Origin of the sequence: Agrobacterium sp. LAD9 (assembly GCF_003031125.1) — a bacterium.
GTDB classification, from domain to species: domain Bacteria; phylum Pseudomonadota; class Alphaproteobacteria; order Rhizobiales; family Rhizobiaceae; genus Agrobacterium; species Agrobacterium radiobacter.
This window is the reverse complement of sequence record NZ_PHGS01000029.1, coordinates 121258-134067: the sequence shown is the minus strand read 5'-3', so window position 1 is coordinate 134067 and position 12810 is coordinate 121258. Positions and strand designations below refer to the sequence as shown.

Sequence of the window (12810 nt, the reverse complement as noted above, 5' to 3'; positions counted from 1 at the left end):
TTGATCAACGCAAGGGGCGAAACAATGGCAAGATTTACTGTCGTCATTCCCTACTACCAAAAGCAGCACGGTATCTTGGGACGTGCACTCGCATCGGTTTTTGCGCAGACTTACCAGGACTTCGATCTTGTCATCGTCGATGACGAATCGCCATACCCGATCGATCAGGAACTTGCGGAAATTTCGCAGGAACAGAAAGACCGGATTATCGTCATTAAACAGTCCAACGGCGGACCGGGCGGCGCCCGCAATACCGGTCTGGACAATATCCCTGATGGCACCGACTATGTCGCCTTTCTGGATTCCGACGATATCTGGACACCCGATCATCTGCGCAATGCCGCCTTCGCGCTTCAGACCTATGGCGGCGAGTGCTACTGGGCCTCAATGCAGGCAAGTGACGAATTTTATTATCATTTCGCCATTTCCGAGCTGGAAAAAAATGAGGGTGCGGCAAGGCTTTCCGAGAAGCCGCTGGTGATCGAACTGCCGGATCTGGCAAGTGTCATGCTGCGCAACTGGAGCTTCCTGCATCTCTCCTGCATGGTGATCGGCCGTCCTCTTTTCGAGAAGATCCGCTTCGACCCGGCGCTGCGTCTGGCGGCGGAAGACGTGCTGTTTTTCTGTGATTCCATCCTCGCATCGAAGCGGACGCTTCTCTGTGACGATGCCGGCGCGATGCGTGGCATGGGCGTCAATATCTTCCACAGCATCGACAATACTTCGCCGGAATTCCTGCGCCAGCAGTTCAATACCTGGGTGGCGCTCGATACGCTGGAGGGCCGTTTTTCACGCCGGCCGGACGATGTCGCCTCCATCGCTTCCTATAAAAACACGGCGCGCAAACAGGCGCTGTGGAGCCAGGCGGGCAATCTGAAACGGCGCAAGGCGCCCGAATTCGGACTGCTTCTGAAATGGGCGATGCGCGATCCCGCACTGCTGCGTGCTGCTTTCGAACTCGGTGCCGGAAAAATCGTCCGCTCGAGATGAGCGAATTCTCGCCCGCAAGAATTTATATGTTTTTTCACCCAGGAGTGACCTCATGAAACCTTACCACTGGGAATCTCATCACGGCAATTTCGGTGACGATCTCAACCTGTGGCTGTGGGACTTTCTGCTTCCGGGCCTGCGCGATGTGCATGACGATGTCATGCTGGTCGGCGTCGGCACCGTTCTGAACGATGTTCTTTTGCCCGCAAAGCAGCGCAAGCTGGTGATCGGCAGCGGCTATGGTTATGGCGCAGTGCCGGATACCAGCACCGAGTTCTGGGATATTCGCTGCGTGCGCGGCGACAAAACCGCCGCCAAGCTCGGGCTCGCCCCTGAAAAGGGCATTGTCGACCCGGCCGTCATGGTCACCGAGATGCCTGACTTCAAAGGCCTGCCGAAGCTCTACAAGAAGACCTTCGTTCCCCATTGGGAATCGGCGGAATTCGGCATGTGGGAGACGGTCTGCGAACCGGCGGGGCTAACCTATCTCGACCCGCGCGGCGAGGCGAAAGCGGTCATCCGCGCCATCGCCCAGTCGGAATTCATCGTCGCCGAATCCATGCATGGCGCAATCCTTGCCGATGCCTTCCGCGTGCCGTGGGTCGCGGTCAGCACGTCGCCGTCGATCAACAGCTTCAAATGGAGCGACTGGGCCGGCAGCGTGGGTGTCGAATATCAGCCGCGCTACGTGCCGGTTTCAACCCGCGCCGAGGCGGCGAAAAAGGGCTCGCGCTTCTGGGGCATGAGTTTCCCGCCGCCGCCAGGCCCGGTCATTGCCGAGACCGGTTCCGTTTCGATGCATGGGAACCCGACACATGAGGGCGATGTGCTGGTGCGACCGCAGGAGACCCAGTCCCGATCCTTGCGCAAGCTGGCCAAGCAGGTGCTGGCCGCGCCTTCCACACTGGCGCTCTGGCAGGCAAGCCGAGCGGAGCCACGCCTCAGCCCGGACGGCCGGCTGGAGGAGCGCAAGGAGCGTTTCGCCGCCGTTCTGGAAACGGTGAAGCGGGACTATCTCTGAGGGTTTAAGATAGTCGGCGGCGGTGCTTCCGCTCGCGCCACGGATAAAGTGCAGCGGCACCTATGCGTTTGGCAAAGCGGAGCATCCGCAGGCCGTCACCCCGGGCTTGATCCGGGGTCCAGCGCGATCAAGTCATTGATCGCGAAAGACTCTTTCACGGAGCAGGCGTGCCGTGGCTGGATGCCGGATCAAGTCCGGCATGAGGGAGGAGGGAACGGCGGACTTGTCGTCGTTCTTGCGGCAGTGGGTTCTACCCTCACGAAACCGGCGTGCCATCCAGCAGATAACGAACATCCCGCACTGGCAACGGTTTGCGGAAGCGGGCGGTCTTGTCGGTCCAGATGCCGCGCGTGATGGCGGGCAGGGCGGGCAGCCGCGTCAGGGCGTGGCTCAGCGCACCGCCCATGCCCTTCTGCTTTTTCGCATCGAGAAAATGACGGAGCTCGAATTTGGCGCGGATATGTTTTTCATGTTCGCGCAGGATCGCCGTTTCCTCTGCCGAGAGCCGGCACCCGGCGAGAATGGCCTTGTCCGCCTCATATAGGCGGCGAAGATCTTCGGTGCGGTGACGGCCGCTCAGCGAGTTGCCGCGCACGATCGCGCCGTAACCGCAATGGCGGATGACCTTGTAACGTGCACCGGCGGCAAGCGCCCGCACGTAAAGTTCGTAGTCCTCGCCAAGCCGCAGACCGTCATCGTAACGCAAGGCATGTTTGTCGAGAAAAGCGCGGCGTATCACCGGTTTCAGAAAGCCGGTCTCCCCGCGCTCCACACCGGGCCGGGAAATATTACCTTCCACAAATTCCGTGAGCGACAGAAACCGGGCCTGCGGTTCGAAACGGACCGGCTGCATGGAGGATGCGCCGGGGACCGATTGCTGGATGAAGGCAATATTGTCGGCCACGAGATCCCAGTCGTCATCGGCCAGCATGGCGGCGAAACGACCTCGGAAAAAGAAGTCGTCCGCATCGAGAATGCTGATCAACGGCGCGGATGAAATCGAGATGGCGTGGTTGCGCGCGGCCGAAGGGCCGCGATTGACATCGAATCGCACGACCCGCAGACGGCCCGTGCCATCATCCGCCGCATGCGCCACATCGCTCGTCGTATCGGTGGAACCGTCGTCAATAACCACGACTTCCCCGACCTCCGGCTCCACAAGGGCGGAGCGGATGGCTATATCGATCGTTTCGGATGCATTTTTCGCAGCGATGATGACGCAAATGGGCTGTGAACCGCTCACCATGTGTTGTCCTTCTGCTTTGACCAACCGTCAGGATTTGGCCAGCAGAAAGTGTCAGGCGTGTGGATGCAAGCGATTTTTTTGCGGCGCAATAAAAGAAGCTGCGTAAAAACTCACATATCGGTCAGTTTGGCGCCATGCGGCGGCGGGCTTTTTACGGCGTCCGCCTGTATTGCCTCGGCGCCACGGTCCCCCGCGAAGGTTTCCCGCATGCGCCGTTTTTCCCGGGCGACCAGAACGAGAATCCCAATAAAATAACCGACTTGCAGAATGAGCGCACAGATGAGGGTCTGGATGAATGCCGTATAGAAGGAGCCGTGGATGAAATATGTCGCAACCGCAAAGGCAAGCAATGCACCGATCATGCTGAAAAAAACACGAGGTGCATACATGGTGCTCTCCTCCCGAGAACGATTTCTCCATTTTTGACTGCGCTGCGGCATTTTTTTTCTTTGCAAGAAATATACGATGAGACCGGTGCTGTTTCAACACACATATACTTCTTCTAACGGTTGCGGCATGAAATTTCGGTAATCTTGATTGGTAAATTCCTCGGTAATTGCTGACTTCCCCCGATCGGGGCTGCCTTACCATGCGATTCCATGCTTTTGAGAGGCATAAAAGCCTTCTCTTGCGGCCATTGCTCGCTGTCTTACATCCTCTGCAGACTTCGTTAACCATCTCGCCTTTAAAAAGTCGGTATTGATTCCTCAGCAAGAGCAAGGTGCCCGCGTGACAACGAGTTCAGAAGTAATAGCCTTTCCGGCAAAGAACCGTATTGCCGACGTTAAACGATGTGCAACCATGCTCGACCGGCTGCATGGTGTGGAGGCGAATGATTTCTGGCGCAGGGAGTGCCGTGAACTGGCCGCCTATCTGACGGAACTCGGTTATGAGGACGCTGCCATGCGGCGTGAAGTCATGGAGTTTCAAAATGCGGTGCAGGCGGAATTGTGGGCGGGTGACGCCACGCCGGAAGCACGCCGCGACAGCCATTGAGGCCTCATCGGTTTCCATAAAAAAAGCCGGCGGGTGACAGACCCGCCGGCTTTTTTGTTCGTGTCCGTTTGATCAGGAGGCGCCGGCGCCGCGTGTGCGGGCAACGCCGTCAAGTGCAGGCTTGTATTTCGGGTCGAGCCGGGCCGCATGCCCATAGGACTTGGCGGCCTTGGCCATCTCGCCGCGCCGCTCATAGACGAGCGCCTGGTTGGCCCAGGATTCTGCCACATTACCGTCAAGCGAAATGGCGTGGTTGAAATCCGCGAAGGCGTTTTCGTCGTCATTGAGTGCGACGTAAGAAAGGCCGCGGCCGTTATAGGGCTCCGGCGATGTCGACGACAGCGAGATCGCCTTGGAGAAGTCTTCGATGGCCTGGGCATGCTGGTTGCGCAGCTGGTAGATCAGGCCGCGATTGTGCCAGGCGCGTCCGTCGGTGGTTTCAAGCTCGATGGCGCGGGAGAAATCGTTGAAAGCTTCGTTCACGCGTCCGGACTGGCGGTAAAGATTGCCACGGCCGATCAGCGCCACGTCATAGCTCGGATTGATCTGCAGGGCGGCGTTGTAGTCCTGCAAGGCCTGCTGCTGTTGTCCGCTATTGCGGTAAACCAATGCGCGGTTGGCGTAGGCCTGGTAAAAGCGCGGGTTCAGCTGCAGCGCCTTGTTGAAATCTTCGATGGCGCGGCGCGAATCGCCGGCGCGGCCATAAGCCGAGCCACGGACATTGTAGCCTTCCGGATCCTGCGGATTGGCGTTGATGACCGAGGTGAGCGAGGCGATGTTTTCCTGCGAACCCTGCGCGCGGTCGATCCGGAACACATCTTCCGTCTGGTTGGATGTCGCGCAGCCGGAAAGACCGGCAAGGACGGTACAGATGACCAGAGAAGCGCGGAACCCTCTGTTGTTTTTCAATGGCACCCGGCGCGTGGAGGCATCGGAGTTTTTCACAACACAGGCGTCGACAGCGATCATTCGGTGTGGGTTCCCTCGCAGGCCGGTCTCACGATCGTTCTCAAGAACATTCTCCGGCCACAAACACAAAGAGCGGCGGCGAATTGATCGCCCCCGCCCAACAAGCATTCAAAAACGTCCAAAAGACGGCCTATTAACGGCCTGCGCGGGGGCCTGCAACCAGACCTTCGCGCTGTGCACGCTTGCGTGCCAGCTTGCGAACGCGGCGAACGGCTTCAGCCTTTTCGCGGGCGCGCTTCTGGGAGGGCTTTTCGTAATAATCGCGCATTTTCATTTCACGGAAAATGCCTTCGCGCTGCATCTTTTTCTTCAGGGCGCGGAGCGCCTGATCAACGTTATTGTCGCGGACTAGTACCTGCACGTTAAACCCGTTCCTTTAGTTTGGTTATCTTGCTGTGTGAATAAAGGCATTCACACGCAAACAAAAAATGGTTCGTCCGGCTGTCGAGCTGGGCGATTGGTGACGTGCAATAACAGATCATTTGCAGCAAGTCCAGCCGCTAGCGCATAATCAACCAGCAAAATGCGGCCTGCCCGGAATTCCGCCTGCGATGTCGAAACAAAATCATTGCGACGTCGCAAAATGAATATTGCCTCCCATCCCGATTTGCCATGTGTATGATACGGGCCGGAACTATGTTTACGGCCTCTGGCCGGTTCTTGAGGAGCAGACTGCGAATGCGCAAATATTCCGTTTTTGCCGTGGCGCGTGAGGCGTTGCGGGGTCATAAAGGGTGGGATGCGCAATGGGCTTCACCCGAGCCGCGCAAGGATTATGATGTCGTCATCATCGGCGGCGGCGGGCATGGGCTCGGAGCGGCCTATTACCTTGCCAAGGAACACGGCATTACCAATGTCGCAGTTCTGGAAAAAGGCTGGCTCGGCGGCGGCAATACCGGCCGCAACACCACCATCATCCGCTCCAATTATCTCTATGAAGAGAGCATGGATATTTACGAGCATTCCCTGAAACTGTGGGAAGGCTTGAGCCAGGATCTCAATTACAACGTCATGTATTCGGCGCGCGGCGTGATGATGCTGTCGCACAATATCCATGATCGGCAGTCCTTCAGCCGCCATATCAACGCCAACCGTCTTTATGGCATCGACAATGAGTGGCTGACGCCGGAGCAGGCGAAAGCCTATTGCCCGCCGCTCGATATATCAGGCAATGCGCGTTACCCGATCAATGGTGCAGCCCTTCAGCGCCGCGGCGGCACGGCCCGCCATGATGCGGTGGCCTGGGGTTATGCGCGCGCGGCTTCAGACCGTGGCGTGCACATCATCCAGAATTGTGAGGTCACGGGCATTCGCCGCGGGCCTGATGGCGCGGTGACGGGCGTGGAGACCAATCGCGGTTTCATTGGCGCGAAAAAAATCGGCGTTTCCGCCGCCGGTCATTCCTCGGTCATCATGAAGATGGCGGACGTGCGTGTTCCTCTGCATTCCAACCCGCTGCAGGCGCTGGTGTCGGAACCGCTGAAGCCGATCTTCCCCTGTGTCGTCATGTCCAACACGGTGCATGCCTATATTTCGCAGTCCGACAAGGGCGAGCTGGTTATCGGCGCTGGCACGGACCAATATAATTCCTATTCGCAGACCGGCGGCCTGCAGATCATCACCCACACGCTCGACGCCATCTGCGAGCTGTTCCCGATCTTCCGCCGCGTCAAGATGATGCGGCAATGGGGCGGGATCACTGACAACACGCCTGATCGTTCCGCCATCCAGAGCGTGACGCCGGTGCAGAACCTCTTCGTCAATTGCGGCTGGGGCACGGGCGGTTTCAAGGCGACGCCGGGTTCGGCCAATCTCTTCGCGCATCTCATCGCCCGTGGCGAACCGCATCGCCTGGCGGCCGGTTTGACGCTTGACCGCTTCCGCACCGGCCGTCTTATCGACGAGGCTGCCGCTGCCGCGGTGGCGCATTGATGCTGGCGGCGGCGGCTATGCTTGCGCTCAATATATCTGGCGCGGCTGCAGCCGTGCCCGCCGGCAGCGTCATTCCCGAGGCTAAGGATTTCCGCAGCCAGAAGATTGCGAAAATGCAGGGTGAGAAAGACTGGCCCTTCGTGGCGGAAAAAGGCCTGCTTCTCTGCGCGCCGAGCCTTACGACGAAGATGGTTTATTTCGTCGGCGAGCAGGACGACGGTAAGCAGGACTACCCCTTCGCGATCGACACCGACATGATGGCGGTTGCCATCGTCAATATGGGCCGGGCCTCGGCGCTGAGGCCATTCGATAATTTCGAGCAACTTTTAAAGCGGCTTTCTCCGTTCGTTTCGATGGGCAGACGGCTGTGTGACCAACCCGCCGGAACAGCGCTTCCGGAAAATTCTCTCTAGGTGGAGCGACGATGCTTCTGATCCATTGCCCCTATTGCGGGGAAGACCGTTCCGAACTGGAATTCCGCTGGGCGGGCGAAGCCCATATTGCCCGGCCGGAAAACATCGCCGATATTTCCGACGAGGCCTTCGCGGAGTATTTCTTCATCCGCGACAATGACAAGGGCCTCGTTTTCGAGCGCTGGCGTCACATTCACGGCTGCGGCCGCTTCTTCAACGCCGCCCGCGATTCGGTGAGCGACAAATTCCTGATGACCTACAAGGCGGGTGAACCGAAACCCGATGCTGAAACGGTCCTTTCCGCAGAAAAGGGAGCCGGGAAATGAGCGGCGATTATCGTATCAAGGGCGCTGGCCGTCTGACCCCCGCCAGAACCGCACGCTTCACCTTCGACGGCAAGATTTATCCGGCGCTGGAGGGCGACACGGTCGCGTCAGCGCTTCTGGCAAATGGCGTGCATCTGATCGGCCGCTCGTTCAAATATCACCGGCCGCGTGGTTTCCTTTCCGCCGGACCGGAAGAGCCGAATGCGCTGATCGATGTCTCACGCGACAGCCTGCGCAAGCAGCCCAATGTGCGCGCCACGGTGCAGGAGGTTTTCGACGGCGCCATCATCGCCTCGCAGAACCGTTTCCCGTCGCTGTCCTTCGATCTGAACGCCATCAACGATCTTCTGTCGCCGATGTTCGCCGCGGGTTTCTACTACAAGACCTTCATGTGGCCGAAGGCCGCCTGGCACAAGATTTACGAACCGCTGATCCGCCGCGCCGCCGGTCTCGGCAAGGCGCCGAGCGAACCGGATGCGGATCACTATTCCGGCCGTTATGCCCATTGCGACGTGCTCGTCGCCGGCGCCGGCGTTGCCGGCCTGACGGCGGCGCTTGCTGCTGCAAAGACCGGGGCCAGCGTCATTCTGGTGGATGAAAATGCCGAAGTTGGCGGCGCGCTGCGTTTCGATACCGGTGCAGTCATCGATGGTCTGCCCGGTTATGAATGGGCGCAGAAGGTTTTCGCCGAACTGAAAGCCCTGCCCAATGTGCGGGTTCTGACGCGCACGACGGCCTTTGGTTATTACAACCACAATTTCGTGGCGCTGGCCGAGCGCGTGACCGACCATCTCGCCACGCCCGCCAGACACCAGCCGCGTGAGCGGCTGTGGCAAGTGCGTGCGAAGAAGATCGTGCTCGCGGCGGGCGCAATCGAGCGCCACATGGTCTTCGCTAACAATGACCGCCCGGGCATCATGCTGGCTGCGGCCGCCCGCACCTACCTCAACCATTATGGTGTGGCCGTCGGCCACAATGTCGGGGTCTACACCGCCCATGATTCGGCCTATGAGACGGCCTTCGATCTCAAGAAGGCGGGGGTGAAGATCGCCGCCATCGTCGATTGCCGCGAGAACCCGGATCAGCGCCTGCTGGACGAAGCACGGGCGCTCGGCATTGAAGTGCTGGCGGGTCACAGTGTTTACAACACCGCCGGCCGCCTGCGCGTCTCCTCGATGACCGTTGGCCGCAATGGCGGCTCCAACAAGCGCAAGATCGCCATCGATGCGCTTGTCGTTTCCGCCGGCTGGACACCCTCGGTGCATCTCTTCTCGCAATCGCGCGGCAAGCTGAAGTTTGACGCGGCTAACCAGCGCTTCCTGCCGGATATCCATGTGCAGAACTGCGTTTCCATCGGCGCCTGCAACGGCACGGATGATCTTTCCGCAATCATTGCCGAGGCAACAGCTGCCGGCGGCGGTTCTGTGGCGTTTTCCGGCGAGAATGCGCGCGCCTGGACGGGCGGCATGATCGGTACTGCCGAAGGCGCGGGTGAGGGCACCGGCGTCAAGGCCTTCATCGATTTCCAGCACGATGTCTGCGCCAAGGATATTCGCCTTGCCGTGCGCGAGGGCATGCATTCGGTCGAGCATATCAAACGCTTCACCACCAACGGCATGGCGTCGGATCAGGGCAAGATGTCCAACATGCATGGTCTCGCCATCGCATCGGAGGCGCTTGGTCGGGATTTGCCCAAGGTCGGCCTCACCACCTTCCGCCAGCCCTATACGCCGGTCACCTTCGGCACGCTCATCAACCATTCGCGCGGCGCGCTGTTCGATCCCACCCGCAAGACGCCGATGCACGAGGAAGAGCTTGCGGCCGGCGCGGTTTTCGAGGATGTCGGCAACTGGAAACGCGCCTGGTTCTTCCCGCGGGCGGGCGAGGACATGCATGAGGCGATCAACCGCGAATGCAAGACGGTGCGTGAGAGCGTCGGCGTGTTCGATGCCTCCACGCTCGGCAAGATCGAGGTGGTTGGCCCGGATGCGGCGAAGTTCCTGAACCTCATCTACACCAATGCCTGGGATACTCTGAAACCCGGCCGCTGCCGTTATGGCATCATGACCCGTGAAGACGGTTTCGTTTACGATGACGGTGTTGTCGGCCGTCTTGCCGAAGACCGGTTCCATGTCACGACGACGACGGGCGGCGCGCCCCGCGTTCTCCAGCACATGGAAGATTATCTCCAGACCGAATTCCCCGATCTCGACGTCTGGCTCACCTCGGCAACCGAACAGTGGGCTGTCATTGCCGTGCAGGGGCCGAAGGCGCGGGAAGTCATCGCGCCCTTCGTTGAGGGTATCGATCTGTCGCCGGAAGCCTTCCCGCATATGGCGGTAGCCGAAGGCAAGTTCTGCGGCGTGCCAACGCGCCTCTTCCGCGTCTCCTTCACCGGCGAACTCGGCTTCGAAATCAATGTGCCGGCCGATTACGGCGCCGCCGTCTGGAGTGCGATCCGCGACAGGGCGGAAGCCGTCGGCGGCTGCCTTTATGGCACCGAAACCATGCATATCCTGCGTGCCGAGAAGGGTTACATCATCGTAGGGCAGGATACAGACGGAACGGTGACACCTGACGATGCCGGGCTTGCCTGGGCCGTTTCGAAAAAGAAGACGGATTTCGTCGGTATCCGCGGGCTGAAACGCCCCGATCTCACGCGCTCCGGCCGCAAGCAGCTTGTTGGCCTTAAGACGAAGGACCGGCTGACCGTTCCGGATGAGGGCGGCCAGATCGTCGTCGATCCGAACCAGCCGAAACCGATGACCATGCTCGGCCATGTCACCTCGGCCTACTGGTCGGAAAACCTCGGCCACTCCATCGCTTTTGCGCTGGTGGCGGATGGCAGGGCGCGCATGGGCGAAACGCTCTATATTCCACTTGCCGATAAAACCATTGCCGTCGAAGTGACCGACATGGTCTTCCTCGACAAGGAAGGAGCCCGTCTCAATGGCTGACATGCTGCACGCAAAACGCAAATCCGTGCTTGAGGATTTTCACGGCGGCTCTCCCTTCGTATCGCTGAAGCCTGCGGCTTCCGCCTCGCGGCTGTCGCTACGCGCACGGGAAAGCGCTGTACCGGCGCTGTCCGAAGCGCTCGGTCTTGCGCTGCCCATCAGCCCGAAGAGCTCCGTCACGTCGGGCCTGCGTTCCGCCCTGTGGATTGGGCCGGATGAATGGCTGGTGATCGATCAGGGCGAAAGCGACCTGATGGCAGCGCTCGCCAATGTTGCGGGCCTGTTTTCGGCAACCGATGTTTCCCACCGCAACACGGCCGTCATCGTCTCCGGCGCTGGCGCGGAAGCAGCGCTCAATGCCGGCTGCCCGCAGGACCTTTCTCACGCAAAATTCCCTGTCGGCGCTTGCTCACGCACCGTCTTCGGCAAGGCGGAAGTGGTGCTGCTGCGCACCGCGGACGATACGTTCCGGGTGGAATGCTGGCGCTCCTTTGCCGAATATGTCGGCGGGCTGCTGCAGGAGGCGGCGGCGGACGTGGCGGTTTAGACTCTTCAAGCGCTTTAAAAAGAGAGCGGCTTATATCTGTCTGAAGACATGGAGTTTTTAAAGCCAAAGTCAGGCAGGGTGTTTAATTTAGAGGGTTTGGACATATGCAACGCCGGCTTCCAGTGCATCTTTGAACTTTAGGCGTTGGCGATAACTGGCAAGAAAACCGGCTTTTACGGCATTTCCGCGCTCGTCCGGCGTGCCGTGGTGCCCGGGATTATCAACTGCGTGATCTCCCACGCTGAATTGTGCCTGGGCGATAACCGCTGCCGGGAAATTTGCGTTATCTAGCTTGCGGTTGCCCGCAAAATATCCCGCTAGATAGTCCGCATGTAGCTCTATTCTTTTTACGGTCGGCTGCCCGCGCAATCGGTCGTCTATTCCATATTTATATTGTGCGATATGCCCAAACTCATGAGCGCATACGGCTGCGATGTAAGCGGCGGGATAGGCTGGCTGATTGAGAAATTCCTGTAGAAAACGTAGGCCAAAAAGAACCGTACCGTCCGAGCGCCCCATATAGTTGGCCGAACTGGCATAGGCATTTTTCCCCTTCGCGTCGTCGAGATAAGTGAAGCCGGGCAGGACATCGAAAAGATTACTGAGATAGTTCAGGGTCTGCGCCAGCGCGTAGTCAAAGTCTTTATCTCCAGACGTGGCGATTGGAGCCTGGCCGTCGACGTAGGAGAACTCCATCGTTTTGTTATCCGTTTCGGATGCAATCTCCGAGGCGGTTAGCGTGCATCCGTTATATGTCTGGCATCGGCATATCCCGGGTAGTGCGAGGCTTGCGCCGCATCCGACAATAAGACTGCGTCTCGTAATCATGGCGTTCACCTCAGGGGCAAAGTTCGGGAAATTTTTGACAGGCCTGATTATCCGAAGGTGGTTTTGGCACCGGATTCGGTGTGGGATTCGGGTTGGGATTGGGATTGGGATTTGGCGTCGGATTCGGAGTCGGGTTTGGATTTGGGTTTCCACCAGGCACCGAATTGAACTGAAAATTCTCAAATCTCTGCGTCATTTGAGAAAATGCAAGCTGCCAATCCGCATATCCATTCTGATGAACGGTCCGGCAAGTCAAAAAACTGCCCAACGGAAGTACATTTTCCCCGCCTATCATAACGTTATGAACAGGTCCAAGTTGTACTAGGGGTAGATAGCGACCTGTTCCACCAGTTTGTTGAAAAATTGCAAATAGTGCATGCTGCCCAAATGCAGATTGCAGTTGTGGCCCTCCCATCTGCAGTAAGGTGGCAATGTTTGCGCACGCATTCATGGCGGCTTGCGATCCCATTTGTTGCTGGGCGAGCACCGGGGTCGAAATTAACGTCCAAAACATAAGAATATTTATGATTTTTGGGGTTTTGATACGCAATTAGAATCCCCCTCTAGATAAGGTCTCAAGAAGAG

14 protein-coding genes are annotated in these 12810 nt (G+C 58.7%); 8 read left to right on the top strand and 6 right to left on the bottom strand.

What is annotated here, in order from left to right; translation table 11 throughout:
- The first annotated feature begins 24 nt into the window (after window positions 1-24).
- Both DA915_RS26440 and DA915_RS26435 read left to right on the top strand, forming a co-directional pair.
- A complete protein-coding gene (locus tag DA915_RS26440) occupies window positions 25-990 on the top strand; it encodes a glycosyltransferase family A protein (protein ID WP_107677763.1) in 966 nt (321 codons plus the stop codon).
- A gap of 52 nt (window positions 991-1042) precedes the next feature.
- On the top strand, window positions 1043-2011 hold the full coding sequence (locus tag DA915_RS26435; protein WP_099086343.1) for a polysaccharide pyruvyl transferase family protein: 969 nt from the start codon (window positions 1043-1045) through the stop codon (window positions 2009-2011).
- Window positions 2012-2267: 256 nt separating this feature from the next.
- Here the strand turns inward: DA915_RS26435 and DA915_RS26430 are convergent, their stop codons facing one another.
- Together DA915_RS26430 and DA915_RS26425 are read right to left on the bottom strand one after the other, a co-directional pair.
- Window positions 2268-3257, bottom strand: coding sequence for a glycosyltransferase family 2 protein (locus DA915_RS26430; protein WP_107677762.1), 990 nt, complete (start codon window positions 3255-3257; stop codon window positions 2268-2270).
- Window positions 3258-3367: 110 nt separating this feature from the next.
- Window positions 3368-3646, bottom strand: coding sequence for an exopolysaccharide production repressor protein (locus tag DA915_RS26425; protein WP_107677761.1), 279 nt, complete (start codon window positions 3644-3646; stop codon window positions 3368-3370).
- Window positions 3647-3986: 340 nt separating this feature from the next.
- On the opposite strand from DA915_RS26425, the gene DA915_RS26420 reads away from it, so the two are divergent.
- Entirely contained in the window at window positions 3987-4253 is a 267-nt protein-coding gene (locus DA915_RS26420; RefSeq protein ID WP_020812422.1) for a DUF6074 family protein, read from the top strand.
- Window positions 4254-4325: 72 nt separating this feature from the next.
- Here DA915_RS26420 and DA915_RS26415 read toward each other — a convergent pair whose 3' ends face one another.
- On the bottom strand, window positions 4326-5222 hold the full coding sequence (locus DA915_RS26415) for a tetratricopeptide repeat protein (protein ID WP_020010033.1): 897 nt from the start codon (window positions 5220-5222) through the stop codon (window positions 4326-4328).
- Between the two features lie 133 nt (window positions 5223-5355).
- A complete protein-coding gene (gene rpsU / locus DA915_RS26410; protein ID WP_003508541.1) occupies window positions 5356-5583 on the bottom strand; it encodes a 30S ribosomal protein S21 in 228 nt (75 codons plus the stop codon).
- 317 nt (window positions 5584-5900) lie between these two features.
- Between rpsU and DA915_RS26400 the strand changes: the two genes are divergently transcribed.
- The 5 genes from DA915_RS26400 to DA915_RS26380 are packed head-to-tail and all read left to right on the top strand — an operon-like array spanning window position 5901 to window position 11397.
- Window positions 5901-7154, top strand: a complete 1254-nt coding sequence (locus DA915_RS26400; RefSeq protein WP_003508543.1) for a sarcosine oxidase subunit beta family protein — start codon at window positions 5901-5903, stop codon at window positions 7152-7154.
- A gap of 2 nt (window positions 7155-7156) precedes the next feature.
- Window positions 7157-7567: a hypothetical protein gene (locus DA915_RS26395; RefSeq protein WP_035213317.1), complete on the top strand. Its 411-nt coding sequence runs from the start codon at window positions 7157-7159 to the stop codon at window positions 7565-7567.
- 11 nt (window positions 7568-7578) lie between these two features.
- Window positions 7579-7893 carry a sarcosine oxidase subunit delta gene (locus DA915_RS26390; protein ID WP_020809520.1) on the top strand — a complete coding sequence of 105 codons (315 nt, stop codon included), beginning with the start codon at window positions 7579-7581 and terminating at the stop codon, window positions 7891-7893.
- Window positions 7890-10850 (top strand): sarcosine oxidase subunit alpha, encoded by a 2961-nt coding sequence (locus DA915_RS26385; protein WP_107677760.1) that lies wholly within the window; start codon window positions 7890-7892, stop codon window positions 10848-10850. The genes DA915_RS26390 and DA915_RS26385 overlap by 4 nt, the downstream gene beginning before the upstream one ends.
- Window positions 10843-11397, top strand: a complete 555-nt coding sequence (locus DA915_RS26380) for a sarcosine oxidase subunit gamma (protein ID WP_107677759.1) — start codon at window positions 10843-10845, stop codon at window positions 11395-11397. The genes DA915_RS26385 and DA915_RS26380 overlap by 8 nt, the downstream gene beginning before the upstream one ends.
- Before the next feature lie 87 nt (window positions 11398-11484).
- Here DA915_RS26380 and DA915_RS26375 read toward each other — a convergent pair whose 3' ends face one another.
- Complete coding sequence (locus tag DA915_RS26375; protein WP_003508557.1) at window positions 11485-12093, bottom strand: hypothetical protein; 609 nt, start codon at window positions 12091-12093, stop codon at window positions 11485-11487.
- 142 nt (window positions 12094-12235) lie between these two features.
- Window positions 12236-12775 (bottom strand): hypothetical protein, encoded by a 540-nt coding sequence (locus DA915_RS29065; protein ID WP_162690784.1) that lies wholly within the window; start codon window positions 12773-12775, stop codon window positions 12236-12238.
- Between the last annotated feature and the right edge of the window lie 35 nt (window positions 12776-12810).